24 protein-coding genes are annotated in these 26,251 nt (G+C 72.1%); 7 read left to right on the forward strand and 17 right to left on the reverse strand.

The window, feature by feature from the left end; translation table 11 throughout:
- Window position 1 precedes the first annotated feature (1 nt).
- Entirely contained in the window at window positions 2-2,752 is a 2,751-nt protein-coding gene (locus PJ985_RS09620) for a LamG-like jellyroll fold domain-containing protein (RefSeq protein WP_271683180.1), read from the reverse strand.
- Window positions 2,753-2,949: 197 nt separating this feature from the next.
- On the reverse strand, window positions 2,950-3,975 hold the full coding sequence (gmd, locus tag PJ985_RS09625) for a GDP-mannose 4,6-dehydratase (RefSeq protein ID WP_271683181.1): 1,026 nt from the start codon (window positions 3,973-3,975) through the stop codon (window positions 2,950-2,952).
- A gap of 89 nt (window positions 3,976-4,064) precedes the next feature.
- On the opposite strand from gmd, the gene PJ985_RS09630 reads away from it, so the two are divergent.
- Window positions 4,065-5,012 carry a GDP-L-fucose synthase family protein gene (locus PJ985_RS09630; RefSeq protein WP_271683182.1) on the forward strand — a complete coding sequence of 316 codons (948 nt, stop codon included), beginning with the start codon at window positions 4,065-4,067 and terminating at the stop codon, window positions 5,010-5,012.
- 8 nt (window positions 5,013-5,020) lie between these two features.
- On the opposite strand, the gene PJ985_RS09635 is transcribed toward PJ985_RS09630, so the two are convergent.
- The 4 genes from PJ985_RS09635 to PJ985_RS09650 all read right to left on the reverse strand — a co-directional run bounded on the left by PJ985_RS09635 (window position 5,021) and on the right by PJ985_RS09650 (window position 9,685).
- Window positions 5,021-6,523 (reverse strand): exopolysaccharide biosynthesis polyprenyl glycosylphosphotransferase, encoded by a 1,503-nt coding sequence (locus PJ985_RS09635; protein WP_271683183.1) that lies wholly within the window; start codon window positions 6,521-6,523, stop codon window positions 5,021-5,023.
- Between the two features lie 122 nt (window positions 6,524-6,645).
- A complete protein-coding gene (locus tag PJ985_RS09640; protein WP_271683184.1) occupies window positions 6,646-7,509 on the reverse strand; it encodes a heme ABC transporter ATP-binding protein in 864 nt (287 codons plus the stop codon).
- A complete protein-coding gene (locus PJ985_RS09645; RefSeq protein WP_271683185.1) occupies window positions 7,506-8,666 on the reverse strand; it encodes a FecCD family ABC transporter permease in 1,161 nt (386 codons plus the stop codon). The genes PJ985_RS09640 and PJ985_RS09645 overlap by 4 nt, the downstream gene beginning before the upstream one ends.
- Window positions 8,663-9,685 (reverse strand): heme/hemin ABC transporter substrate-binding protein, encoded by a 1,023-nt coding sequence (locus PJ985_RS09650; protein WP_271683186.1) that lies wholly within the window; start codon window positions 9,683-9,685, stop codon window positions 8,663-8,665. Before PJ985_RS09650 ends, PJ985_RS09645 begins: the two co-directional genes overlap by 4 nt.
- Window positions 9,686-9,793: 108 nt before the next feature.
- On the opposite strand from PJ985_RS09650, the gene PJ985_RS09655 reads away from it, so the two are divergent.
- Window positions 9,794-11,329, forward strand: coding sequence for an HtaA domain-containing protein (locus PJ985_RS09655; RefSeq protein ID WP_271683187.1), 1,536 nt, complete (start codon window positions 9,794-9,796; stop codon window positions 11,327-11,329).
- Window positions 11,326-12,990 (forward strand): HtaA domain-containing protein, encoded by a 1,665-nt coding sequence (locus PJ985_RS09660; protein WP_271683188.1) that lies wholly within the window; start codon window positions 11,326-11,328, stop codon window positions 12,988-12,990. The genes PJ985_RS09655 and PJ985_RS09660 overlap by 4 nt, the downstream gene beginning before the upstream one ends.
- A 76-nt stretch (window positions 12,991-13,066) precedes the next feature.
- On the opposite strand, the gene PJ985_RS09665 is transcribed toward PJ985_RS09660, so the two are convergent.
- Window positions 13,067-13,777: a biliverdin-producing heme oxygenase gene (locus PJ985_RS09665; protein ID WP_271683189.1), complete on the reverse strand. Its 711-nt coding sequence runs from the start codon at window positions 13,775-13,777 to the stop codon at window positions 13,067-13,069.
- Between the two features lie 130 nt (window positions 13,778-13,907).
- Window positions 13,908-14,774, reverse strand: a complete 867-nt coding sequence (gene map / locus PJ985_RS09670) for a type I methionyl aminopeptidase (protein WP_271683190.1) — start codon at window positions 14,772-14,774, stop codon at window positions 13,908-13,910.
- 66 nt (window positions 14,775-14,840) lie between these two features.
- Here map and PJ985_RS09675 point away from each other — a divergent pair, with 66 nt between their 5' ends.
- Window positions 14,841-15,125: a hypothetical protein gene (locus PJ985_RS09675; RefSeq protein WP_271683191.1), complete on the forward strand. Its 285-nt coding sequence runs from the start codon at window positions 14,841-14,843 to the stop codon at window positions 15,123-15,125.
- Between the two features lie 76 nt (window positions 15,126-15,201).
- Here the strand turns inward: PJ985_RS09675 and PJ985_RS09680 are convergent, their stop codons facing one another.
- Window positions 15,202-15,384: a DUF5708 family protein gene (locus PJ985_RS09680; RefSeq protein ID WP_271683192.1), complete on the reverse strand. Its 183-nt coding sequence runs from the start codon at window positions 15,382-15,384 to the stop codon at window positions 15,202-15,204.
- A gap of 83 nt (window positions 15,385-15,467) precedes the next feature.
- Here PJ985_RS09680 and npdG point away from each other — a divergent pair, with 83 nt between their 5' ends.
- On the forward strand, window positions 15,468-16,175 hold the full coding sequence (npdG, locus tag PJ985_RS09685; protein WP_271683193.1) for an NADPH-dependent F420 reductase: 708 nt from the start codon (window positions 15,468-15,470) through the stop codon (window positions 16,173-16,175).
- A 154-nt stretch (window positions 16,176-16,329) separates the two neighbouring features.
- Window positions 16,330-16,515 (forward strand): hypothetical protein, encoded by a 186-nt coding sequence (locus tag PJ985_RS09690; RefSeq protein ID WP_271683194.1) that lies wholly within the window; start codon window positions 16,330-16,332, stop codon window positions 16,513-16,515.
- A gap of 108 nt (window positions 16,516-16,623) precedes the next feature.
- Here PJ985_RS09690 and panB read toward each other — a convergent pair whose 3' ends face one another.
- Complete coding sequence (panB, locus tag PJ985_RS09695; RefSeq protein WP_271683195.1) at window positions 16,624-17,508, reverse strand: 3-methyl-2-oxobutanoate hydroxymethyltransferase; 885 nt, start codon at window positions 17,506-17,508, stop codon at window positions 16,624-16,626.
- Window positions 17,509-17,765: 257 nt separating this feature from the next.
- Between panB and PJ985_RS09700 the strand changes: the two genes are divergently transcribed.
- Window positions 17,766-18,779, forward strand: coding sequence for an endonuclease/exonuclease/phosphatase family protein (locus PJ985_RS09700; RefSeq protein WP_271683196.1), 1,014 nt, complete (start codon window positions 17,766-17,768; stop codon window positions 18,777-18,779).
- Window positions 18,780-18,798: 19 nt separating this feature from the next.
- On the opposite strand, the gene PJ985_RS09705 is transcribed toward PJ985_RS09700, so the two are convergent.
- From PJ985_RS09705 to PJ985_RS09735, 7 genes are all read right to left on the reverse strand, one after another.
- A complete protein-coding gene (locus PJ985_RS09705; protein ID WP_271683197.1) occupies window positions 18,799-20,550 on the reverse strand; it encodes an NAD+ synthase in 1,752 nt (583 codons plus the stop codon).
- Window positions 20,551-20,696: 146 nt separating this feature from the next.
- Complete coding sequence (locus PJ985_RS09710; RefSeq protein WP_271683198.1) at window positions 20,697-22,118, reverse strand: cytochrome P450; 1,422 nt, start codon at window positions 22,116-22,118, stop codon at window positions 20,697-20,699.
- A complete protein-coding gene (locus PJ985_RS09715) occupies window positions 22,115-22,732 on the reverse strand; it encodes a GTP-binding protein (protein ID WP_271683199.1) in 618 nt (205 codons plus the stop codon). Before PJ985_RS09715 ends, PJ985_RS09710 begins: the two co-directional genes overlap by 4 nt.
- Window positions 22,713-23,129, reverse strand: a complete 417-nt coding sequence (locus PJ985_RS09720) for a DUF742 domain-containing protein (RefSeq protein ID WP_271683200.1) — start codon at window positions 23,127-23,129, stop codon at window positions 22,713-22,715. Before PJ985_RS09720 ends, PJ985_RS09715 begins: the two co-directional genes overlap by 20 nt.
- Window positions 23,126-23,512, reverse strand: a complete 387-nt coding sequence (locus PJ985_RS09725; protein ID WP_271683264.1) for a roadblock/LC7 domain-containing protein — start codon at window positions 23,510-23,512, stop codon at window positions 23,126-23,128. Before PJ985_RS09725 ends, PJ985_RS09720 begins: the two co-directional genes overlap by 4 nt.
- A gap of 37 nt (window positions 23,513-23,549) precedes the next feature.
- Window positions 23,550-25,016 (reverse strand): ATP-binding protein, encoded by a 1,467-nt coding sequence (locus tag PJ985_RS09730; RefSeq protein ID WP_271683201.1) that lies wholly within the window; start codon window positions 25,014-25,016, stop codon window positions 23,550-23,552.
- A gap of 230 nt (window positions 25,017-25,246) precedes the next feature.
- Complete coding sequence (locus PJ985_RS09735; protein ID WP_271683202.1) at window positions 25,247-26,215, reverse strand: polysaccharide pyruvyl transferase family protein; 969 nt, start codon at window positions 26,213-26,215, stop codon at window positions 25,247-25,249.
- Window positions 26,216-26,251 lie beyond the last annotated feature (36 nt).

A 26,251-nucleotide genomic window follows, 5' to 3' on the forward strand; every position in this document is an offset into this window, starting at 1 on the left:
ACTACGGTGCCCCGAAGGTCAGCAGCAGCCGGGGCTGGTTGTTCGCCGACGCCTGCCGTGACCAGAGCCACAGGCTCGAGGAGCCGTCACCGAGCACCGCGAGATCGAGGTCGCCCCCCAGGTGCCCGCCGACCGCCGCGGTGTCGAGCTGGACCGTGTGCACCGTGCTGGGTGTGTCTGCCCCGCTGAGGGTGCCCCACAGGTCCGTGGAGAGGGCGGGCCGGTTCGCCCAGGTGGTGGTGGCCTCGTCCCATGCTCCGGTGACCGGCACGATCTGCTGGTCGTCCTCGGAGCCGGCGAAGGAGTCGTTGGCCACGGTCACCCGCAGCGACGCGGCCTTGAGTACGGTCCCCGGCGGCGCCGGCGGCACCTGGAAACGCAGGTAGCTCTCGTACCCGGGGGTGCCGCGCACCGCCAGTTTCTGGTGGGTGCCGTGCACGTTGTTCGGCGCGCCCTGGTTGACATAGGTGTCCGCCGACGGGGTGAGGTCGGTGACGGTGTCGATCGGTGCGGACGCCGCGGCGTAGTGCGCCGCGATACGGGAGGCCGGCAGAACATGGTGGTAGACGGCCGTCTCGTCGAGCCTGCCCTCGAAGAAGTCCGTGGAGGGCCGGTTGGGCCAGCCGTTCAGCGCGTCACCGCCGGCCCGCCAGTACCCGAGGATGTCGCCGTAGTTCTGCGCGCTGGTCCATGCCAGGTGCGATGCCTCCAGCTGGCCGTCGACGTACAGCCGCATGCCGTTGGGGCCGAGGGTGGCGGCGACGTGATGCCACTCGCCGTCGTTGTAGGAGGAGGAGGTCGTGACGGTGCGGGCCCCGCTGACCCACACGCCGAACGTCAGCCGTCCGTCGTTGCGCATGTAGATGTGCCGGTCCCGGGTGGAGCTGTTCTGCAGGATGCGGTTGCCGAAGCCGATCAGCTTCCCGCCCTGGTTGGTCTCGGTCCGGAACCACGTCTCGACGGTGAACTCGTTGGGGGAGGAGAATCCGGTGTCGCTGTAGGTGTAGGTGCTGCTGCCGTTGTGGCCGATGGCCGCGGCGTCCGGGCCGCCGACCGCCGGGGGAAGCACCCCGCGCTGCGGACCGCCGCGGTGCACGCCGGAGTTGTTGTTGCCGGAGGCGTCCGCGGCGAAGTTGCCCGAGGTCTCGTTGTGCCTCCAGTACAGCACCGGGTCGTCGGCCAGGACCGCGTCGGCGTAGGGCTGGCCGCCGGCTGCCGCGGTCACGGTCGCCGGGGACGACAGCGGGCTGGTGTTCCCGGCGGCGTCGGTCGCGGTGATCCGGTAGGTGTAGGCGGCGCCCTCGGTCACCTCGGTGTCGGTCCAGGACAGCTGGGGCCGCTTCCAGGGCACGGAGGAGGCTTCCACGGTGTGCACCGGCACCGCCGATCCGTTCCGGTACACCCGGTACGTGAGCAGGGTGTCGTCGAGGTCCAGGCTGGAGCGCCAGGTCACCTCGATCTCACCGGCTGCCAGGCTCAGGGCGTGGGCCTCCGGCGCCAGGGGGTTGCCGGTGTCGGGGGCCGTGGCGAACCGCGTCAGACTCCACTGCGGGGAGCCGTTGACGGTGGTGAACTCGCCGCCGACCCACAGGAAGTCGCGCGGGTCGTCGGGATGGTTCTCGGCCACGGTCAGGGTGCGCGGTCCGACGCTCTCGCCGAGACCGTCGTTGGTGTCGGGAAACCAGCCCAGCTCGGTGGGGTCGTCGATGGACTGCGCCCACAGGTGGTAGCGCACCTGATTGGGGAAGAGCCCCATGCTGGAGCAGTCGTGCACGTGGTGGCCGCTGTACAGCATGCCCTCGTAGACATGGACGGCCTGGGTCGCGCCCGTGCAGGTGTCGCGCCAGCGCTGATCGAAGGTGCCGTGGTCCAGGGCGATGCGCCCGTCGAAGACGCCGCCGCCGGTGCCCTCGTTGCCGGTGTAGATGCCGGTCTCGTCGGTGAACAGATCGATGACGACGGAGCGCCGTTCGATGAAGCCGAGGGGGTAACCGCGCACCAGGGCGCCGGTGCCGGCGTCCACGATGGCCAGGGCGTGGGAATCGGCACCGTTGACGGTGAAGTAGTCACCACCCAGCACCACGTTCTCGCCGTCGGGGGTCACCACGACGGACCGGCCGACCTCGTCGGCATCAGCGACCCAGTTCTGGAGGTTCCCGGCGGTGTCGAGGGCGCCGAAGAAGCTCCGGCTCTGGCCGTTCAGCTGGGTGAAGTCCCCGGCCAGGTAGACGCGGTCGTCCGTGACGGCGAGGCCGCGGACAGTGGCGCTGGCGGTCACCGGGAACGGCTTGGGGGCGCAGGTGGCGGTGTCGATGGCGGCCAGCGAGCCCGCCCCGATGCCGTTGACGGCGCTGAACCGGCCTCCCACGTACAGGGTCTCCCCGTCGGGGGAGACTTCCAGGGCGCGAACGGTCTCGATGCCGGAGCCGACGGTGAAGGACAGGTCGCAGTTCTCGATCGGCGCACCGGTGGCCGCGTCGAGCGCGATGAAGTTCCGGGCGGGCTGCTCGTTCGTCCCCGGCGCGGCGCCCGGCGGGCGCACCGCCGTGAAGGAGCCGCCGGCGAAGACGACACCGTTCGCCTCGGCCAGGTCCCAGACGATGCCGTTGGTCTGCCAGGTCGGCAACTCGTTGGCGGTGATGGCCACCGGCGGGGTAAGGGCCTGGGCCGGCGGTGCCTTCAGGGCGTCGGCGCCGATGAGCGCCCCCGCCGTCAGGGCAAGGACCGCGGTGAACGCTCCGGTTCTTCTCATACGTGTTCCCCCACTGCTGCTTCTCATGGTGTCCCCACAGCTTGTGCGTGATCCGGCCGGAGCCGGCTGCCGGTCCGCGCTGCCGCTCTCAAGTAGCGCCCCCACGAAGCCTATTGGCGTCGATAGCGGAAGGTTAGGGCGCCGCCGGTCAATCCGTCACCGGTTTGGACGAACGGAAGGACACAAGGGCGCCCCGGTCACCGGTCCACCCGCACCATGGCGCCCGACAGTTCCGCGTCCAGGGCCGCGATGTCGGCGCTGACCATCAGGCGGGCGAGCTCGGGCCAGCGGACGGTCGGCTGCCAGCCGAGCTGCTCCCGTGCCTTGGTGGCGTCCCCGATCAGGGCGTCGACCTCGCTGGGGCGCTCGTACTTGGGGTCGAACCGCACGTACCCGGACCAGTCGAGGTCCGCGGCGGTGAAGGCCGCCTCCAGGAACTGCCGGACGGTGCCGGCCTCACCGGTGGCCACCACGTAGTCGTCGGGCCGGTCCTGCTGGAGCATGAGCCACATCGCCTCGACGTACTCGGGTGCGTACCCCCAGTCCCGGACCGCGTCGAGATTCCCGAGGTAGAGGCGGTCCTGGAGGCCGGCCTTGATACGGGCCACGGCGCGGGTGATCTTGCGGGTCACGAAGGTCTCCCCGCGGCGCGGGGACTCGTGGTTGAACAGGATGCCGTTGCTGGCGTGCAGCCCGTACGCCTCGCGGTAGTTGACGGTCGCCCAGTAACTGAAGACCTTCGAGCAGCCGTACGGACTGCGGGGATGGAACGGTGTCCGCTCGTTCTGCGGCGGCGGGGCGGCTCCGAACATCTCCGAGGAGGACGCCTGGTAGATGCGGGTCTCGATGCCGCTGGCCCGGATGGCCTCCAGCAGCCGCAGGGCACCGAGCCCGGTCACGTCCGCGGTGTAGAGGGGGGCGTCGAAGGAGACCCGGACATGTGACTGGGCACCGAGGTTGTAGACCTCGTCGGGCTGGATCTCGCGCAGCAGATTGACCAGGGCGACCCCGTCGGTGAGGTCGGCGTGGTGCAGCACCAGGGTGCGGGACGGCTCCTGCGGGCCCTGGTAGACGGAGTCCAGACGCTCGGTGTTGAAGGAGGAGGAGCGGCGAACCAGCCCGTGCACGGTGTAGCCCTTGCTGAGGAGCAACTCGGCCAGGTAGGAGCCGTCCTGTCCGGTCACTCCGGTGATCAGTGCGGTTCTGGCAGCGGTCTCGGTCATCGACACCCCTTGGTGGGATTATGCGTTCATGGAAGGAAATATGCGGTGTGCTTCATTCACGCGGTCTTGTCCTGGCACAATCCCGTGCCATGACAACTGCTTCCGCACTGCTGCCCGCCGCTGCCCGGATCTTCGTCGCGGGACACCGGGGTCTTGTCGGTTCCGCCGTCGCCCGGCACCTCGAGGCCGACGGCCACGAAGTGCTCGTGCGCACCAGGGATCAGCTCGATCTCCGGGACGCGGCGCGGACGGAGGCCTATCTGCGGGACATCCGCCCGGATGCCGTTGTGCTGGCGGCGGCCAAGGTGGGCGGGATCATGGCCAACCAGCGGTACCCGGTGCCCTTTTTGGAGGACAACCTGCGCATTCAGCTGAGCGTCATCGCCGGGTCGCACGCCGCAGACGTGGACCGGCTGCTCTTCCTGGGCTCCTCGTGCATCTACCCCAAGCACGCGCCGCAGCCCATCCCGGAGGATTCCTTGCTGACCGGTCCGCTGGAACCGACCAACGAGCCGTACGCGCTGGCGAAGATCGCCGGCATATCCCAGGTGCGCTCCTACCGACGGCAGTTCGGGCGCCGGTACATCGCCGCGATGCCGACCAACCTCTACGGGCCCGGGGACAACTTCGATCCCGAGACCTCGCATGTGCTGCCCGCACTGATCCGCCGTTTCCACGAGGCGAAGGTCGAGGACCGGCAGGAGGTGGTGCTGTGGGGCAGCGGCACGCCGCGGCGGGAGTTCCTGCACAGTTCCGACCTGGCCCGGGCCTGCCTGATGCTGCTGCGCGGGTACGACGACCAGATGCCGGTCAACGTGGGCTGCGGCCAGGACCTCACCATCGCGGAGCTGGCCGGGACCGTCCGGGAGGCGGTCGGCTTCCGGGGCAGGATCGGCTGGGACCCGTCCAGGCCCGACGGCACGCCCCGGAAGCTGCTCGACGTGACCCGGCTGGAAAAGCTGGGCTTCGCGCCGCGCATCCCGCTCGCGGACGGGATCCGGGACACCTATGAGTGGTGGCTGCATACGGGTGCCTGACCGCGCGGTCAGTAGGCGCCGCGGCCGTTGGCGACCGCGCGGACAGTGCGGGCCAGCACGTCCAGGTCGCCGGTCACGGACCAGTTGTCGGCGTAGGACAGGTCCAGCGCGACGCTCTCGTCCCAGGAGAGGTCGGAGCGTCCGCTGATCTGCCACGGACCGGTCATGCCGGGTCTCACCCCGAGGCGGCGGGCCTCCACGGCGTTGTACCCGGCCGCTTCCTGCGGCAGCGGGGGACGGGGGCCGACCAGCGACATCTCCCCGCGGACCACATTGACCAGCTGTGGCAGCTCGTCCAGCGAGCTGCGCCGCAGGAAGCGGCCCAGCCGGGTGACCCGGGGGTCGCGGCGCATCTTGAACAACGGTCCGTTCTGTTCGCCCAATTCCTCCAGCAGGGGGCGCCGGGCCTCGGCGTCGGGCACCATGGTGCGGAACTTCCACATGGTGAACGGGATTCCGTGCTGCCCGACGCGGGTCTGCCGGTAGAGGGCCGGACCGCGGGAGTCCAGCCGTACGGCCAGCGCGAGCAGCGCCAGCACCGGCGAGAGAAGGACCAGCCCGACTGCCGCCCCGGTGCGGTCGAGTGTGCTCTTCAGGGCCAGCTGCGGGCCCTGGCGGACGGGGGGCGTGATGTGCAGGAGGTTCAGCCCGGCGGCGGTGAAGACCTCCACCCGGCGCCGGGTGATGTCGGTGAGCCCGGAGGCGACGACCAGGAGGAGCCCGGCGTCCTGCACCGCCCAGCTGAGGCGGCGCAGCCGGTCCCCGGTGAGCCGGGAGCCGGGGGCGACCAGCACCAGGTCCGCGTCATGCCGCCGGGCGGCGCGCAGGACGGTCAGGCCGTCGCTCTCGCCGCTGCCGCCGCGGGCGGGTGGGCCGCCCGGTGTTCCTTCGCCGTCCAGCCGGCCGGCCTCGGGGACCCCGCTGGCGAGCCGCCCGGCTCCGACCGGAACGGCGCCGACCACGACATACGCGTGATCGGTGCGGGCGGCCAGCTGATCGGTGACGGTGTCCAGGGATAAGCACTCGCCGACGACCAGGACCCGGCGGACGGCCTGTGCCTGGTGGCGCTGGGCGCTGAGATGTCCGTGCACGAGTGCCCGGGCCGGACCGGAGAAGAACAGTGCGGGCGTGAGGGCCAGCAGGGCGGTGAGCACCGCTGAGCTCTCACCGGTGATCACCCGCAGCACGGCGAGCAGCCCGCCGAGCAGGAGCCAGTCGTGCAGGGTGGCGAGCAGCCCGCGGGACTCGCCGAGGGAGCGGGAGCCGTACCGGCCGTAGCCGGTGCGGATCGCGAGCCAGGAGAGCGTGGCCACCAGGGCGGCCGGTACGGCGTGCGGTTCTCCGGCAAGCTGGAACACCAGCAGTACCGGCAGGAGAACGCCCGCGGCGTCGGCGGCCAGGACGACGGGCAGATACCACGCTGCCTTGTCCCGGTGCGGACCGCGGCGCGGGCGGACGGGTGTGGACGGTGTGTGGACGGACTCGGGACGTGGAACGTCCGTGTAGCTCATCAACCCCCCAGGGCGGGCACCAATGAAGAAGCGCGTCCCACATCTCCCCATGTGCGGCGCGCTTCGTTGCCTTGAGGAGACTAGGGCAATCCCCGGGATTTCTCCCGCTGTTCGGCACACCTTTACGTAAATGTTCGATACGCTGGCGCGTTCCTTTCGTGTCTGCGCGGAAGGACCACCGGGCAGGACGTGACGGGGTGCGGGAAAACGTCCACCGGGTGCCGGTAGACGTTGCGGAGGAGCTCCTCCGTCAGTACGGCCGCCGGCGGGCCGTCGCCGGCGACGGTGCCGTGCCGCAGCACCAGTACCCGGTCGGCGTGGGCCGCGGCCAGTCCGAGGTCGTGCAGGACCACCACCACGGCGTCGCCTGCCGCGGCCCGTTCCCGGCAGATCCTCAGCACCAGCTCCTGGTGGCGCAGGTCGAGGGCGGCGGTCGGCTCGTCCAGCAGCAGCAGGGGAGCCCGCTGGGCGAGCACCCGCGACAGCGCCACCCGGGCCCGTTCGCCGCCGGAGAGTGCGGAGAACGGGCGTTCCGCGAACTCGGCGGCCTCGGTGGCGCCAAGGGCCTGGGCAACGGCGGCGTCGTCGGAGTCCTCCGCGGGGGTGCCCGCCCAGGGCGCCCGGCCCATCCGCACCACCTCCTCGACCGTGAAGGGGAAGGACAGCGAGGCGTCCTGCGGCAGCACGGCCCGGCGCATCGCCAGCTCCCGTGCTCCCCAGGCGCCGGCCGGGCGTCCGGCGATCCGCACCTCCCCGGCCCCGGCCGGGGTGTCCGCTGCGAGCACGGACAGCAGGGTCGACTTGCCGGCCCCGTTGGGTCCCACCAGGGCGAGCACCTCCCCGGCGGTCACCGACAGGTCGACGCCCGACAGCACGGTCCGTCCGCCGAGCCGCACGGACACGCCATGGGCCCCGGCCACCGTCGCGCCCGGCGTGGCGGTCCCCGGCAGTCGAGGGGCGCGCCTCCTCAGCAGATCCCGGATCATGCCCAGCCTCCCTGCCGGCGGCGGGTGCGGCGCAGCAGCCAGAAGAAGAACGGGCTGCCGATGAGCGCGGTCAGCACGCCCAGGGGCAGTTCCGCCGGGGCGGCGAGGGTGCGGGCGAAGAGATCGGCGGCGAGCAGGACCAGGGCGCCGGCCAGCGCACTGCCGGGCACCAGGAAGCGGTGGCCCGGGCCGGCGGCCATCCGCAGCAGGTGGGGGACGAGCAGGCCGACGAACGTGATGACGCCGGCCACCGCGACGGCAGCCGCCGTCAGCAGCGCCACCACCAGGACCAGCGCGATCCGCAGCCGTTCGACGTCCACCCCCAGGTGCCGGGCGGGCCGCTCGCCCAGTGCCAGGAGGTCGAGCCGGCGGGCGTACAGCGGAGCCACCGCGAGGCCGAGCAGGGCGCACGGGGCGACGGCGAGCACCTTCGGCCAGGTGGCCTGCGCCAGCGAGCCCAGCTGCCAGAAGGTGATCTCGGTGAGCTGGGCGTTGTCGGCGAAGAAGATGAACAGCCCGATCAGGGCGCCGGCGAAGGCGTTGACCGCGATGCCGGTGAGGATCAGCGTGACGACCTCGGTGCGCCCTCCGGAGCGGGACAACGCGTAGACCAGCAGCACGGTGAGAAGCCCGGACACGAACGCGCAGGCCGTCACCGTCCAGTTGCCGGCGAAGCGCAGCCCGAAGGCGATGGCTCCCACCGCCCCGACGGCCGCCCCGGCCGAGATGCCGATGACGCCGGGCTCGGCGAGCGGGTTGCCGAACACCCCTTGCATCAATGCCCCCGCGCAGCCGAGGGAGGCACCGACCAGCAGGGCGAGCACCACCCGGGGCAGCCGGACGTTCCACAGCACGCTCTCCCCGACCCGGTCCAGTGGCGAACCGCCGATCCCGGCGCGGTGGGCGAAGGAGGAGAGCACCTCGCCGAGCGGAATCCGGAAGGCACCCACCCCGGCGGACAGCAGCACCAGCAAGACAACTCCGGTCAGCAGGGCGGCCGTCAGCAGCGTCGTGCGGCGGGACCGGGCCTGGCGGGGGAGCGCCGTCCCCGGTTCCTGGGAGGGGCCGGCGGCGAGCTGGGGAGCGGTGGGTTCCGGGGCGGCGGGAGCCGGTCCCGGCCCGGACGGCCCCCGGGATGTCGAGGCGGGCCGGGTCATGGCCGGCTGCGCCCCTGCACGTCGCCGTCCGCGTGGAGCTGGGCGGCGAGGTCGGACAGCACCTGGTCGGTCCGTGGCCCGTAGTTCAGCAGGACCCCGTCGTCGATGCTCACCACCCGGCGGTCCAGGCCGGCCGGGGTCTCGGCGATCCCGGGAATCTCCAGCATCCCGTCGATGCCGCCGACCGAGTCAAGTCCTTTGGCCATCAGCAGGATCACGTCCGGTGCGGCCGCCGCGAGCGCTTCGCTGGTCAGCGGGGTGAAATCCCTGACCAGGCCGGACTCGGCGCCCGCGTCGATGCCGCCGGCGGCCTCGATGAGCGAGACCGCCCCCGACTCGGCGCCGCCCATCAGGTACACCGAGGCGCTGCCGCGAAGGTAGAGGAACGCCACTCGGGGCCGGTCACCGTGCGCGGGCACCTGATCCCGCGCCGTGGAGATGCGGGCCTCGGTGCGTTCGGTCAGCGCGGCCCCGGCGTCCGGCACCCCCAGTACCTCCGCCACCGCGGCGATCCGTCCGGTGACATCGTCGAGTTCCAGGGCGGCGCCGATTTGAATCACGGGTACGCCCGCTGCCCGGATCTGTCCGACGGCCTCCTCGGGGCCGGTGGTGACCTCGGCCAGCACCACATCGGGGCGCAACGACAGGACGCTCTCCGCGGAGACCTCGTGCCCGCGGGTGACCACCGGCAGCCCGTCGGCCTCCTCGAAGGTCGCGGTGATGTCGCGGGCCACCACCCGGTCCCCGAGCCCGAGGGTGAACACCACCTCGGCGAGCGATCCGGACAGCGGCACGATCCGGTCCGCGGACTCCACGGTCACCCGTAGCCCGTCCGCGGACTCGGCCACGGCCGGCAACTCCGGCACGGGAGAGGGTCCGTCGAGCGGCTCGATCCGGTCGGTCGCCCCGGCCGGGTGCTGTTCCGGCCGGGCGTCCGCCGTGCCGCCGCAGCCGGTGGCAGCCGGCAGCACCAGCAGGGGCAGGAGGAGGTATCCGAGCAGTCTCGGCCGGTGGTGCACCAGGGGACCGCCTTTCCGGGTGAGGGGGGAGGGAGCGGCAACACGTTGAAGTTAGGTTAGCCTAACCTCAGTTTTGCTCCTCGACTCCTGGTCTCCCGGAGGGACCCGATGCTGCCCGCACTTCCGCGCGCCCTCGTGGCGGCTCTTCTGCTCACCCTGCCGCTCGCGCTGCTGCCGGCCTCCCTCGCGCACGCCGCGGAGCGCACGGTTTCCGGCGGACGCCTCGACTGGGGCGTCAAGTCCTCCTTCCGGACCTACGTCACCGGCCCCGTCGCCCAGGGCGGCTGGAGCCTGTCCGCCGGTGCCGCCACCCTCGGAACCGGCGCGTTCCGGTTCCACTCGGCCCAGGGCTCCTACGACCCCGGCAGCGGAGCCACCACCGCCCGTTACGCCGGTGGCGTGCGCTTCACCGGGCACCCGGAGAGCGACGGCTCAGCCGCCCTCGACCTCACCCTCAGTAACCCGACGGTACGGCTCTCCGGCGGCTCCGGGACCCTGCATGCCGACATGCGCAGCCGGGACCGGGCCTCCGGCGACTTCCTCGACCGTGCCCAGGTCCCGCTGGCCACACTGAACCTGACGGGAGTGGACCTGCGCGGTGGCACCGGCGTTGCGGTTTCCGGCATCCCGGCCACCCTCACCGCCGAAGGCGCCGTGGCGTTCGCCGGGTACTACGAGGCGGGCACCGCCCTCGACCCGGTCAGCCTGTCCGCCGACACCTTGGATCCGGACCCCGGACAGGAGGACGCCCCGGAAACCCCCGGCGACCCGGACCCCGCCGACGGGGAAGCAGCGGAAGAAGAAGCCGGGCCCGCGGACACCGGCGCCATCGCCGACGCGGTCGTCGACTGGGGCGTGCGGCGCACCTTCCGGGAGTACGTCACCGGCGAGATCGCCGCGGGGACATGGGAGGTGACGGACGGAGCCCGGGACGGCGGCGCGGTGTTCCGCTTCACCGCGGGCAAGGGAAACCACGACGCGCGGCAACGCACGGTGGACGCCCGGTTCAGCGGCACCCTGCACTTCACCGGCAACGGCCTCGACCTCACGCTGAGCGCCGTCACTGTCTCTGTCCAGGACGGCGAGGGAACCCTGTCCGCCGACGTCCGCAGCGACGGCACCACCGAGAAGGGCCGGCCGCTCGTCACCTTCGACGCGCCGTCACTCGCCCCCGAGGAAGGGCTGCTGCTCGTCACCGAGGCACCCGCACGGCTCACCGACGCCGGTGCCGCGGCATTCGGCGGACTCTATGCGGCGGGCACCGGCATGGACCCGGTGACCCTGGCCGTCGCCCTCGACGCGGAGGCCGAACTCCCCGTCCTGCCCGACCTGGGCAGTGAGCCCCCCGCCGAGCCCGAGCCGGCCGGAGCCCCCGTGCAGGCGCCGGGGCACGCGGAGCCCGGTGACGCCGGACCGGCCGCGTCCTCCTCCTCCCTGCCCCTTCTCGCCACGACCGCTGCGGGCGCTCTGCTGCTGCTCAGCACGGTCTGTCTCCTGCTGCTGCGCCGCAACCGCCGCCCGGCGGACGCGGCCACCCCGCCCCCTACGACCACACCCCCAGGACCACCCGGCACCGATCGCCGTACCCGCACCGACACCGATACCGACACCCTTCCCACCACCGAGGAGACACCCCGGTCATGACCGCCACCCGACAGAGATACGCCCGCAACAGCGCCCTGCTGCTCGCGGCCGCCACCGCCACCTGCCTGGCTGCCACCGCCTTCGCCCCGGCCGCGATGGCCGACGGGGCCCCGGCGCAGCCTTCCCGGACGATCGACCTGAGCGACGGCGTCCTGGACTGGGGTGTGAAGCAGTCCTTCCGCTCCTATGTCACCAGCCCGATGGCCCGTGGAGAGATCACCGTGTCCGACGGTGCCGAGCGCACCGAGAACGGTGGCTTCCGCTTCAGCGGCGGCAGCGGCAGTTACGACACGAGCACCCACTCGGTGGACACCGCCTTCCCGGGCAGCGTCCGCTTCGAGAGCCATCACGGCGAGCTCAACCTCCAGCTCTCGGACCTGCAGTTGGTCACCGAGGGACGGGTGAACGGCGTCCTCATCGCCGATGTCACCGTCGACGGTGCGAGGGAGGAAGCGGTCGAGTTCGCCACCCTGGACCTGTCCGGTGTCTCACCGGACCGGGGAGAGGACGGCACCCTGTCCTTCGCGGACATTCCCGCGACGCTGACCGCCGACGGAGCGGACGCCTTCCGCTACCAGGGCAACCCGATGTACGAGCCGGGCACCGAACTGGACCCGGCCACCCTGACCGTGGGCACCGGTTCCGGCGGCGGCACTTCGGGCGGCGGCGAGACCGGCGGGGAATCCGGAGGCGAGACCGGAGGAACGGGAAGCACCGGAGGAACGGGAAGCACCGGCGGTACGGGAAGCACCGGCGGTACGGGCGGCACCGGTTCCGGGGGTGGGGAGGACACCGGCGGTACGGGCGGCACGACGGACTCCGGTGGCAGTGGCGGCTCCGGTGATCCGGCGGGCGGCTCGGGCGGCGTTCCGGTCGACACCCCGGACGAGGCCCCGGGCACCGTGGTGGACGGCACCGCGGACTGGGGGGTCAAGGAGTCCTTCCGTTCCTACGTCACCGGTCCGGTCGGCGGCGGCACTGTCGAGCTGGTGGGCGGGGCGACCGAGCACGCCCACGGGTACCGCTTCCCGAACGCCCGGGGCGAGTACGACGCCGAAGCGGGCAGCCTGGAGGCGGCGTTCGAGGGCAGCGTGCGTTTCCTCGCCCACGAGCACCACGGTGAGTACTCGCTGGACCTGAAGTTCTCCGCGCTGACGGTCGAGGTGAACGGCAGCAGCGGTGAACTCGTCGCCGATGTTTCGTCCAAGGACCGGGAGACCGGCGCGGTGACGCGGACCGCCGCCGTCACCGTCGCGGAACTCGCCCTTCCGTCGGGCGGAGCGACGGCCCGGGACGACGTGCTCGTACTGGAGGCCCTGCCCGCCACGCTCACCGCTGACGGGGCCGAGGCATTCGGCGGCTTCTACGCCGCCGGCGCCGCACTCGACCCGCTCACCGTCACGGTCACCCTCAGCGAGAACGCGGAGCTGCCCCCCGGCACTCCCGGCGGGGGCACGTCCGGCGGCGGTACCTCGGTGGTCACGTCCACCGGGGGCGTTACCGGTGGCACCGGGCCGATGGGCGGCGCCACCGGAGGCGCGCTGGCCGCCACCGGCTCCCCGGTGCTGTCCATGATCGGCGGCGCCGCGGCACTGACCGCGGCCGGCGGTGCGGCCTTCTGGGTCACCCGCCGCCGCACGGCCTCCCCCGCTGCCGGCTGACGGTCCGGCACGCAGCACGGCGGCGCCCGCTCCTTCCGTGCGGAGGAGCGGGCGCTCGCCTGCGGCAGACGGGCCGTCAGCGGACGGTGACCTCGGCCAGATCCCGGAAGACCGCGGTGTTCAGGGCGAAGGCGCGCCGGCACTCGTCCACGATCCGCAGCTTCTCCGCCCCGTCGGCGGGGAGGGCGTCCAGGGCGGTCCGGTACTCGCGTTTGAACGCGGCGGGGTTGCCGATGTCCTCGAAGACGTAGAAGCGGACGCCGTCCCCCTTGCGGGTGAAGCCCCAGGTCTTCTCGGCGGTGCCGCGGATGATCTGACCGCCCGAGAGGTCGCCGAGGTAGCGGGTGTAGTGGTGGGCGACGTAGCCACCGGGCCAGTCCCGCGCCACCTGAAGGATCCGGGCCGCGTAGGCCTCGGTGGCGGGCAGCGGTGTGAGCGTCGCCCGCCAGTCCGCTCCCTTGTGCAGGTGGCCGAGATCTCGTTCGAGCGCCGTGGTGCGGGCCAGCTCCGGCCGGATGAACGGACCGGCCACCGGGTCGCCGGACAACCGGTCGGCGGAGGCTTCCAGGGCGCGGTAGATGAACCACAGCTGTTCGGTGTAACGGGTGAAGGCCTCCGGTCCGAGCCTGCCGCCGAGCAGGTCGCTCATGAAGGACGAGTTCTCGGCCTCCGTGTGCTGCTCGTGCGAGGCATCGCGGATCAGGGTGGAGAACGGGGTCGCGTCGGACGCGGTCAAGAGGGCCTCCGGAACCGGGAATCGGGCGCGGCTGACCGCCGCACCCGCCATCCTCCCTACTTAGGCTTACCTAAGTCAAGCTGTTCCCGACGGGCTGTCGGTAAAATTTCCGGACGCTACCTCGCCGGACCCCCGTCACGGCGCTTCCCGGTCAGGAGTGATCCCGGCCGGTCAGGGGCGATCACGGCAGCGTGAGGATCTCCGCACCGCTCTCCGTCACCAGCAGGGTGTGCTCGAACTGTGCCGACCTCTTCCCGTCCTTGGTGACCACCGTCCAGTCGTCCGCCCACATCTCCCAGTCGTAGGTACCCAGAGTCAGCATCGGCTCGATGGTGAACGTCATGCCCGGCTTGATCACGGTGGTGGAGCCCGGGTCGTCGTAGTGCGGCACGATCAGCCCGGAGTGGAATGAGGTGTTGATGCCGTGGCCGGTGAAGTCCCGCACCACGCCGTAGCCGAAGCGCTTGGCGTAGGACTCGATGACCCGGCCGATGACGTTGATCTGCCGACCCGGCCGCACCGCCTTGATGGCCCGGTTCAGGGACTCCCGGGTGCGTTCCACGAGCAGCCGCGACTCCTCGTCCACGGCTTCCTCGCCGCCGACGAAGTAGGTGGCGTTGTTGTCCCCGTGCACTCCGTTGAGGTAGGCGGTGATGTCGAGGTTCACGAGGTCGCCCTCGTGCAGCACCGTGGAATCCGGGATGCCGTGACAGATCACCTCGTTGACCGAGGTGCACAGGGACTTGGGGAAGCCCCGGTAGCCGAGTGTCGAAGGATAGGCGCCGTGGTCGCACAGGAAGGTGTGCGCCACCTCGTCGAGCTGTTCGGTGGTCACCCCCGGAGCAATGTGCGCCGCGGTCTCCGCCAGGGCCTGCGCGGCGAGGCGCCCGGCGGCCCGCATCCGCTCGATGGTCTCCGCGTCCTGCACCTCGGGACCGGAGTAAGGGGTCGGAGCCTTCTTGCCCACGTACTCGGGGCGGGGAATCGAGGAGGGGACGGTACGCATCGGCGAGATGGTGCCGGGGACGAGGAGAGACTGGCCAGACATGCCTGTGAGTCTAATCGCGCGCGCCCGCCGGTGGTCGGGTGGCCGTCCGGCGGGCAGGATGGCGGTATGGCTCTCTTCAGTCGCAAACCGGTCGGCAGCCCCGGTGAGTGGTTCTACTGCCTCAAGCACGGCAAGGTCGAGGAAGGCCCCGAATGCCCGGCCAAGGACCGCTTCGGGCCCTACCCCAGCCCTGACGAGGCCGCACGGGCCATGGACACCGCCCGGGACCGCAACATGCAATGGCGGACCGACCCGCGCTGGGACGACCGCGAGGACGGCGAGGACGGCGGTGACGAAGGCCGCGGTGGCGGCCCCGACGGCCCGGCCGCCGGACCTCGCGGGCAGCCCTGACCTGCCTCGCCGGGACGGCTCCGGTCCCGCACCGGGTCCTGCCCCCGGGTCGGGAGCCCGGCCGGCGCTGCCGGGCTCACTTCCGCAGGAACAGGTAGCCGGCCCCGAGCAGTTCCAGTCCGCCGATGACCATCATGACCGTGCCCACGTAGCTCAGCGCGAGGATCCCCTGCTCGACCCCGGCGGTGAACACCCGCAGGGCAAGCCCCAGGAGGAACAGCACGGTCCCGCCCAGCAGCAACTCGGTTGCGCGGCTCACGCGGCCACCTCCTGGTGCGACGGTGTGCCCTCCCGGGGGACGTGCCGGGACACCGTCCCCGGCATGCTGGGAGTATCGGGAGCATGACTACAGACGCAGGGAAGCAGCAGCCGAAGGACCCGTGGGAACTGCCGGACGTGTCCGGCCTCGTGGTCGGTGTGCTGGGCGGCACCGGGGACCAGGGCCGCGGGCTCGCCTACCGGCTGGCCCGGGCCGGACAGCGGGTGATCATCGGATCGCGGTCGGCGGAACGGGCTCAGGCCGTCGCGGCTGAGACGCTGCTCGCCGAGCAGGGGGTCGAAGGAGCGGACAACGCCGAGTGCGCACGGCGCAGCGACGTGGTGATCATCGCGGTGCCGTGGGACGGCCACGCCAAGACCCTCGAGTCGTTGCGCGAGGAGCTGGCGGGCAAGCTTGTCGTCGACTGCGTCAACCCGCTCGGCTTCGACAAGAAGGGCGCCTACGCGCTGCGGCCCGAGGAAGGCAGCGCGGCCGAACAGGCCGCCGCGCTGCTGCCCGGCTCGCGCGTGACGGCCGCCTTCCACCATCTGTCGGCGGTGCTGCTCCAGGACCCGGAGGCCGAGCGCATCGAGACCGACGTGATGGTCCTCGGCGAGGCCCGTGCCGACTGCGAGATCGTCCAGGCGCTCGCCGGGCTGATCCCCGGCATGCGGGGGGTCTTCGCCGGGCGGCTGCGCAACGCGCACCAGGTCGAGTCGCTGGTGGCCAACCTGATCTCGGTGAACCGACGCTACCGGGCCCACGCGGGCGTCCGGCTCACCGACGTCTGACCCGCACCGCCCCGGGGACGGCCCCCGCCCGCCGTCCCCGCCCGCCGGAGCCGGCGGCGGAGGGCCGGGGCACCGCACGGGCGGCGGCGTCGGTGCCGCGGGGGTGTGGGTGACAATGGGGGCATCGTCCCGTCCCCGACCCCGGAGCCGTCCCATGCCCCGCCTGGCCCTCTTCGCCATGATTCTCTGCGCGCTCGCCGTCGTCGCGGCGGTGGTCGCCTTCGCCCAGAGCAGCTGGCTGCTGGGCATCGTCTGGGTGCTGCTCGCGGGGCTGTCCTCGAACATGGCCTACTACTACCTCCGCAAGGCCCGGCAGCGGCCCGGTACCCCCGCGACGTGACCGCCGGGGGCGGACCGACGGACGGGCGGGGCCGTCGTCACGCTCCGAGGGCCTGACGACGGCCCCGCCGGTACTGCGGGACCACCATCCTCTCCCGCCTTCCGGCGGTCAGCTGGTGAAGCTGTGCTCCGGCCCCGGGTAGGTGCCGCCGACGACATCCTCGGCGAACGCCCTGGCGGCGTCACCGAGGTTCTGCCGCAGCTGGGCGTACTCCTTGATGAAGCGCGGCATCCGTCCGCCCGCCCAGTCGGTCATGCCGGCCATGTCCGTCCACACCAGAACCTGCGCGTCGCACTCAGCACCGGCACCGATGCCCACGGTCGGGATGTGCAGACCGCGGGTCACTTCGGCCGAGACCTCGGCCGTGACCAGCTCCAGTACCACCGCGAACGCACCCGCGTCCTGCACGGCCTTGGCGTCCCGCAGCAGTTGCTGGACAGCCTCCTCGCCGCGGCCCTGCACCGGGTGGCCTCCGTAGGCGTGCACCGACTGAGGGGTGAGGCCCACGTGCGCCATCACCGGAATACCGGACTGCACGAGCAGCTCGATCTGGTCGGCGGACCGCTCGCCGCCCTCCAGCTTCACCGCCCCCACCCCTGCCTCCTTGAGCAGCCGGGTGGCGTTGCGCAGCGCCTGCGTGGCTCCCTCCTGGTAGGAGCCGAACGGCAGGTCGCCGATGACCAGGGCCCGCTGCGTGCCGCGGACCACAGCGGCGGACAGCATGATCATCTCCTCCATGGTTACCGGCACCGTGCTGTCGTAGCCGAGGTGACAGTTCCCCATCGAGTCGCCCACCAGCATCACGGGTATCCCGGCCTGGTCGAACACGGAGGCGGTCATGGCGTCGTAGGCGGTGAGCATGGGCCACTTCTCACCGCGCCGTTTGGCGGCGGCGATGTCCCGGACGGTGATGCGGCGGCTGCTCTTGCCGCCGTAGAGCCCCGGCTGCTCCTGTGTGCCCGGCTTACGGGCAGGCTCGTGTCGCTGCGTCATCGCAGTGCTCCTGTTCGTCGTCTCGAGGCGCCCGCTCGGCGTCCCCGGATCACGCCCATCGTCGCACCGACACCCGCCGGGAGGGAAGCCGGAACCGGACAGGGACGGCCGCGGTGTCCGGGAACTGCAGGGCGATCCGGAAACGTCTTGTGAGCAAGGAGCCGCATACCGCAGCGCTGAGCAGGGAGTATGCCGGGTCCGACCGGGTTCGCGTAGGGTGCCCGGGCTGACGTACAAGGGCCGGCGAGGGCAGCACCATGGCACGGACGAACCCCCAGGACACGCTGCAGCAGGAGGAGGGCAACACGGTCGACGACCAGAGTGGCCGACCCAGGTGGAAGGACCGGCGGGGCCGCTGGCGACGCGGGTGGGTGATCTCCGCCGCGGCACTGCTGACCACCCTGCTGATGCTGTTTCACTCCCGGGTGCCCAACTCGATCGGCCATCTCGGCAGCCTCCTGCAGACTTTCCTTCCGTGGACCGGCCTGGCCGTTCCGCTGCTCCTGGCCGCCGCTGTGGTGCGGCGTTCTCTGACAGCCGTGCTGGCGGTGCTGGTGCCCGCCGCACTCTGGCTGAATCTGTTCGGCGGCCTGCTGGCGGACAAGACACAGGACGGCGGTGCGCTGCTGGTCGTCAGCCACAACGTGGACGCGGAGAACCCCGACCCGACCGGCACCGCCCAGGACCTGATCTCCTCCCGGCCCGATGTGCTCGCCCTGCAGGAAATACCGCACGGCCAGCGGGACACCTACGCGGCTGCGCTCGCCGACACGTATCCGCACCACGCGATGGAGGGCACCGTCGGGGTGTGGAGCCGGTACCCGCTGAGCCACACCCGGCCGGTCGACATCGGGATGGGCTGGCCACGCGCGATGCGCTCCACGGTGCGCACGCCGGACGGCGACATCGCGGTGTACGTCGCTCACCTGCCGTCGGTGCGGTTGCAGTTCCGGGCGGGCTTCACCGCCGGCCAGCGGGACGACGCGGCCGACCGGCTCGCGCACAGCATCGTTGGCGACCCGGTGGAGAAGGTGGTGCTGCTCGGTGACCTGAACGGCACGATGAACGACCGGGCGCTCGCCCCGCTGACCTCCCACATGCGCTCCACCCAGGGCGCGACCGGTGCGGGCTTCGGTTTCACCTTCCCCGCGCGGTTCCCGGTGACCCGGATCGACCAGATCCTGGTGCGCGGGATCGAGCCGGTGTCCTCCTGGACGCTGCCGGCGACCACCAGCGATCATCTTCCGGTGGCCGCCCGCATCGAACCGTGAAGCCCGGCGCGGGGCGCGGTCAGCCGGTCTCGCGCCAGCGGTTGGTGATGGGGAGACGGCGGTCCTTGCCGAAGCCCTTGGGGGAGATCTTGGTGCCCGGCGGATACTGACTGCGCTTGTACTCGGCGGCATCCACCATGCCGAGAACGCGGGTAACGAGCTCCGGGGCGAAGCCGTCGGCGATGATCTGCGCGCGCCCCAGGTCGCGGTCCACGTACCGTTCCAGTACGGCGTCCAGCACCGAGTAGTCGGGCAGGGAGTCGGTGTCGGCCTGACCGGGCCGCAGCTCCGCGCTCGGCGGCTTGCTGATCGAGCTCTCCGGGATCGGCGGGGTCTCCCCGCGCTTGGCGGCGCTCTCGTTGCGCCACCGGGCGAGCCGGAACACCATCGTCTTGTAGACGTCCTTGATGGGCCCGTAGGCACCGACCGAGTCGCCGTACAGGGTGGAGTAGCCGACGGCCAGCTCGCTCTTGTTGCCCGGGGCCAGCACGATGTGGCCCTCCTGGTTGGAGAGGGCCATCAGCAGCGTGCCGCGCAGCCGGGACTGGAGATTCTCCTCGGCCAGGCCGGTGAGGGCCAGCGACTCCATGTAGGCGTCGAACATCGGGCCGATCGGCACCGTCCGGTAGTGCAGACCGGTGCGGCGGGCGAGTTCGGCCGCGTCCTCCCGGGAGTGGCCGGAGGAGTAGCGGGAAGGCATCGAGACGCCGTACACGTGGTCGGCACCGAGCGCGTCGCAGGCAATGACCGCGCAGAGGGCGGAGTCGATGCCGCCGGACAGGCCGAGGAGCACCGAGCGGAAGCCGTTCTTCCCGGCGTAGGCACGCACCCCCAGCACCAGGGCGGCGTACACCTCCTCGTCGGTGCTCAGCCGCTCGGCCTCGCCCCCGGTGCAGCGGGGCTCGTACCGGGGGAGCGGGGCACCGGACAGCGTCCGGTGCCGGACGTGCATGCCGTCGTCGACCCTCCCGGACGGCGCCTCGGCCGCGGCGGCGGGCAGCTCCATGTCCAGCAGCAGGCACTCCTCGGCGAACTGCGTGGAGCGGGCGAGCACCTCGCCGTCGGCATCGACGACGATGCTGTCGCCGTCGAAGACCAGCTCGTCCTGGCCGCCGGTCAGCGCGAGGTAGGCCAGCGCGCAGCCGGCCTCGCGGGCGCGCTTGCGGACCAGCTCCAGCCGGGTGTCGTCCTTGTCCACCTCATAGGGTGAGGCGTTGACGGAGAGCAGCAGCCCGGCACCGGCCGCGCGGGTGGCGGGCACCCGGCCGCCGTCCTGCCACAGGTCCTCGCAGATCGCCAGGGCCACGTCCACCCCGTGCACCCGGATGACGGGCAGTGTCTCGCCGGGCACGAAGTAGCGGAACTCGTCGAAGACGCCGTAATTGGGCAGGTGGTGCTTGGCGAAGGTCAGCACCACCTCGCCGTGGTGCAGGACGGCAGCGGCGTTCTGCGGTGCCCCGGCGGGCTGCCCGTACCGGGGCTGTTCCTCGGCACGGTCCAGGTAGCCGACGACGACCGGCGTTCCGCCGAGCCCTTCCCGGACCAGCCGCGAGGCCAGCTCCCGCAGCGCGGTACGGCTGGCCTCCACGAAGGAGGACCGGAGCGACAGGTCCTCCACCGGATACCCGGTCAGCATCATCTCCGGGAAGGCGACCAGGTGGGCGCCGTGCTCGGCGCTGTACCGGGTCCACCGGACCACCGCCTCGGCATTTCCGGAGAGGTCACCGACGCATGCGTCGATCTGGTTCAGGGCGAGACGTAGCTGAGGCACACCGGTGAGTCTAATCGTCCGACTGACACGAGGGGCGGGAGCAGGCAGCGGACACGTACGGCCCGGAACCAGGTGCGGAGAGTGCGTCGGGCGGTGAGGCCACGACGCGGCAGGGGCGGCCTCCGGGCCGCAGTCTCACCGGCCGGTCAGCCGCCTCCGGGTTGCCTTCCGGCCGCAGGACGGCCGCGCGCAGGCCCGAGGGGATCTTCCGGGGCGGCGCGGCCGGCGGGGAGGGCGGCCGGCCCGTCGGACCGCAGCCGTGGGAAGGGCGCCGCCGGGGGGCGGGCACCCACCCGGCGCGGGGTGAACTCGACGGGCAGCGCGTCCAGGTGGCGGGCCCAGGTGGAGGAGGTCCAGGACAGATCCTCCTCGTCCAGCGTCAGCCGCAGGTCGGGCAGATGCTTGAGCAAAGCTTCGATGCCGCTGCCCGTGAGGGCCCGGCCGATGTCGGCACCCGGGCACTCGTGCGGGCCGCTGCTGAAGGACAGGTGCGAGCGATTGCCCTGCATGTCGGCGCCCGGGCCGGGGCGGACGGCGGGGTCGACGTTCCCGGCGGCGAGGCCGAGCAGCAGCAGATCGCCCCGGCGGACGGTGTGCCCGTCGATCTCCATGTCGTAGGTCGCGAAGCGCGCCGGGCAGACCATGAGCGGCGGCTCGTCCCACAGCACTTGGTCGACCGCGCCGGCCAGCGTGATCTGCCCGCCGTTCAGCGTGCCCCGGAACCGCGGGTCGGTGAGGACCACCCGCAGGGTGTTCACGATGAGGTTGGTGGTCGTCTCGTTGGCCGCGATGAGCACCAGCCGTAGATGCTGCTCGACCTCCTCGTCGGTGAGCTGGGAGTGGTGCTGCAGCAGCCAGGTCGCCAGATCCCGGCCTGGCCTGGCCTTTCGCTCCGCCACCAGCCGGCGCAGGGCGTCCTGGATGTACTGGGCGCTGGTGACGGCCTTCCGGCTGCCCCGGACCAGCTGGCGGCTGGCGCCGACGAGCTGCGGCCCTTCCTCCTCGGGCAGGCCGAACAGCCGGATCAGCACGAGCATCGGCAGCTGCTCGGCGTACTGGCTGATGAGCTCGGCCCGGCCGTCGCGGGCGAACCGGTCGATGAGTTGCCCGGCGTAGCGGTTGACGCTGCGGCGCAGCCCGCGGCGGTCGAAGCGTTCCAGGCTGTCGTTGACCGCCCCTCGCAGCCGGTGGTGCTCGGTGCCGTCCTGGGAGAGGCAGTTGGGCCGCCAGCCCAGCATGGGAACGACCGGGGCGTCCGCCGGGACGAGCCCTTCCTGCCAGTCGCGCCAGTACCGGGAGTCCCGGGTGAACCTCCGCGGGCTGCGGGCCACATGGAGAATCTCGTCGTAGCCCAGCACCAGCCAGGCGGGGACATCGCCCTCCAGCAGGACGGGGGCGATGGCGCCGTGCTCGTTCCGCAGCCGCTCGTACAGGCCCATCGGGTCGGTGGTGGCCTCCGGGCCGTACAACGCTGCCCGGGGGCCGGTGCTGCCGGCGCGTGCGGGGCAGCCGGGTGGGGGCACCGTCGCACCGTTGGCGCGGAACGAGTCGGGTGGCAGCGGGGTCACAGTCTCTCCGAGGTCGCGTTCGAGTACAGGTAGCGCATCAGCGTCAGCAGCACATGGCGGCTGGAGTCGGGATTGCGGGCGTCGCAGTCGACCACCGGCACGTGCTCCGGGAGGTCCAGTGCCGAGCGGAGCGCGGACACCGGGTGCACGGGTGCGTCGGCGAAGCTGTTGACGGCGACGACGAAGGGGAGACCGCTTTCCTCGAGCCGGTCCACCGCCTGGAAACTGTCCTCCAGTCTGCGGGGGTCCAGCAGGACCACCGCGCCCAGGGCACCTTCGAGCACGCCGTTCCACAGGAACCAGAACCGCTGCTGGCCGGGGGTGCCGAACAGGTAGAGCACCAGGCGCTCGTTGAGGGAGATCCGGCCGAAGTCCATGGCCACGGTGGTCTCGGTCTTGCGTTCCACGCCGAAGACGTCGTCCACCCCGATCCCGGCCCGGGTCATGGTCTCCTCGGTGGTGAGCGGTCTGATCTCGCTGACCGCTCCGACCATCGTCGTCTTCCCGACGCCGAAGCCGCCGACGATCACCACCTTGACCGACTTCGCCGTCGAGGCGGGCAGCAGATCCTCCGGCCGGGGGCCCCGGCCGGGGTCACAGCCGTTGCAGTCCATCGATCAGCGCCTTCAGGATCTCGATGTCGGGTTCGGGCAGGGGGGTGTCCGGGGCGCTCTCCCGGGCCTCCCGGGCCTCTCGGGCCTCCCGGATCTCCACGTGCGAACCGGCGGCCAGATCGGCCAGCAGCACGCTGACCGTGCTGAACGGCAGGGCGAGGTACGCGGAAATCTCGGCCACGGAGAGCGGCTTCACACACATCCGCAGTATCGCGGCCTGCTCGGGAGGCATGCCGGGCCCTGGTGCATGCCGGGCCACCACCAGCGTGACGAGGTCCAGCACCGAGGACTCGCCCGCTGCTTCGCTGCGCCCGCCGGTGACGACGTACAGCGGGACGGGTGTGCCCTCGTCCCAGTGCTGACGCTCTCGGCTCCCACGGCCGCCGGATGCGTTCATGTGGCCTGCTCGGGAAGTCGCTGCGCGGTGGAGAGGTGGGCGCCGATCCGGGCGACCAGATCTCTCATCCGCTGGCTCATCAGCCCGGCGTCCACTCCGTCGTCGGCCGTCACCGCGAGGTAGGAGCGGTCCCCGGCCGCCATCAGGTAGAAGAAGCCGCCGTCCACCTCGAGGACGACCATGCGCACCTCCCCCGTGCTGTGCGGGAACTCCCCGGCCACGGACTGCGCCAGGCTCTTGAGGCCGGAAGAGGCGGCAGCCAGCCGGTCGCCGGTGTCCTGGTCGGTGCTGTACCGGGCCATGCACAGGCCGTCGGCCGACAGCACCACGACATGGCGGGTCCGCGGGACACTCAGGGCAAGGTCCTCGAGCATCCAGTCCATGTCCTTGAGCCGCTGCTGTGTCACGTGCTCTCCACCCTCAGTTTCGGGAATCGTTGCTGGTACGGCTGGAGGGGGCCGGTGCCGGGGCCTCGTCGGGGCCGGCCGGCCCGAAGAAGTCCCCCATCCACAGCCCGCTCTCCGCGGGCGGCCCGGCGCCGGGCCCGCCGCCGGGGGCAGGGCGCGGGCCGCCGCCGGACGGCGTTGCGGGAGCCGCGACCGACTGGCCGCGGCGGCGCTGCGGGAGCCCGTCGGCGCTGCGCTCGTGGACGCCGGGGTCCTCGGGAGCGGGCGGGTCCGCCGGGGGAGCGGCAGGAAGCCGCCCGGGCCTCGGCTGCGGGACCGAACGGCCGGCCGGTACCGGTGCCGGTGCTGTGCGGCTGCCCGGCAGCGGTGCCGGCATCGGCAGCGGGGTGAGCAGCTCGTGCGGGACGAACACCACCGCCCGCACGCCGTCGCAGGTCGACGGGCGGAGCGAGATCCGCAGGCGGTGCCGCGTGGCCAGGATGCCGGCCACGCGCAGGCCGATCCGGGCGGATTCGCCGAGGTCCGCCAGGTCGAGACCGTCGACCGACTGGGTGAGCAGGAACTCGGCCCGGGCCCGGGCCTCCTCGGTCAGCCCCATGCCCTTGTCCTCGACGGAGATCTCCACCCCGGAGGCCACCTCCTCGGTGTTCACCACGACCGAGCTGCTCGGCGGGGAGTACCGGGTGGCGTTGTCCAGCAGCTCGCTCAGCACCAGCATCAGCGGCTCGACCGCCGCGCCGATCACCGCGATGTCGGCGACCCGGTGCTGTTCTACCCGGAGGTACTCGACGATCGGTGCGCTGCCCGCCCGCAGTACGTCGTACAGGGCCACCGGTTTCTGCCACTGGCGGACCGGGCTGCCGCCGCCGAGCACGGCGAGACCGGTGGCCACCCGCCCCGCGACGTTGACGCGGTGCTCCAGGTGCATCAGGTCTCCGAGCACCTCCGGGCTGCCGTGGCGGAACTGCATTTTCCGCAGGTCGTCCTGGAGCCGGTGCACTTCGGACTGGATCCGGCAGGCGATGTTCACGATCGCGCGCCGGGCGGAGTCCCGCTGGTACTCGCGGTCCTGCAGGGCGGTGGCGACGAGGTGCAGCAGATGCTCGTGCGCGCGGGCGAGCTGCGGGTCGGCGCGGTGCGCCTCCGGACTGCGGGCCGGGGCCTCGCCGGAGCTGTCCTCCTGCTCGAGCTCGGCGATGAGGAGGGGGAGCTCCCGGACCAGACGGTGGGTCTCCGCGAGCTGGTGCTCCACCCGGCGCTCGAGGGCGGCTGTCACGCGTCCGCGACGCGCCACCTCGAGGGCGAGCGCGGTCACGGCCGCCGTCGCCACCGCTCCGGACAGGATCACCGGGATCCGGGCGGCAGCGGGGACGGTGAGGACCGCTATGACGGCACTGGCCGCGACCAGGAGCGGAGGGACGAGCCACACACCGGGGAAGGCGGGGCGTCGGCTCTGCGTCAATGCGCCGGCACGCACCATGGGAATCCTTACGGGTCTCGCGAGGGACGGGAAACGGCAGCGGGCGTATGCCACTGACAACGGCCGCCACGTTGGGTAGCGGTGACGCCTCTCTGTGTGACTGGGAGGGTAGGCGGACTCCCTGTAGTGGCGCAGCGATTCCCGCGAACTCGACTGGCGCGTCGTTGCATTCGGGGCGTGCGCGCCAAGCGCGCGAGGGTGTATGTCCACTTGTGTCGCTTATGGGCACATCACTGCTCGTGGGGTCTTGGCCAGAGGTCTGCCTCGGTGTCCCCAGCAGACACTCCTGCGTCCCCCTGGATGCGGTCCGCGAGTACTCCGGCGAGACGGTCCGCGGTGTCCTCCGCCGCCCGCATGGCCCGGCTCCGCCGACGGGCGGCCTCCCGCCCGTCGGTCAGACACCACGACCACCACGCGTCCAGCCGTTCCGGCTCCAGCCGCTCGGCGGCTATCACCGCCGGCCAGCGGCAGACCCGCGCCTGCGCCGTCACCTTGGCCCCGCCGCGCACCGGATCCACCGCGAGAACGGGGACCCGGGCCCGCAGGCCGAGCACCAGACCGTGCAGCCGGTCGGTCACCAGGACATCCAGCCTCGGCAGCAGCGAGAGGAACTGCCCGTCGGTGGCGCACAGCAGGCCGTCCCGCGTGTCCAGCCGGCTCTCCACCGCCACCCGCGCACAGTCCGTGCCGGCCAGCCATCCGGTGACGCACTGCGCCACCGTCCCGTGCAGGCGGCGTTCGCCGTACTCGTGCTGGCCATGGGTCAGCAGTACCCCGGCCACCGGAACCTCCGCGGCGTGCGGGGCCCGGGCTGCCAGGTCCGGGGACGGCGGGACGTCCCCTCCGTCCCGTGCCAGCACCCGGTGGAACCCGGTCACCGCAGGATCCTCCGGGTCGATGACCGAGGTGCCCACAGCGACCCGGTGGCACTGCGCGTATCTCCGGTGCAGGCGGGCCACCTGCGGCCCGTGCAACGGTCCGCACACGAAGATCAGACGGGCGTAGTCCGACGGCCGGGCGTCCGCCAGAGCCAGGCCGCCGGGGCGGAAACGCGGGCTCCACGCGACGTCGTAGGGCACCCCCACGCGGCCGAGCACCTGCTGCACGCGCCGCAGCGCCAGTACGTCCCCCGCCGTCGTCTCCCCCTCGACAAAGCTGAACCAGCCGGTGAGCAGAGTCCGTCCGCCGTGAGTCGCCATCGCGGCCGGGTCCCCGGCGGTCCCGGCCCGAAACGC

The sequence above is a fragment of the Streptomyces sp. ACA25 genome, assembly GCF_028200735.1.
Classification (GTDB): domain Bacteria; phylum Actinomycetota; class Actinomycetes; order Streptomycetales; family Streptomycetaceae; genus Streptomyces.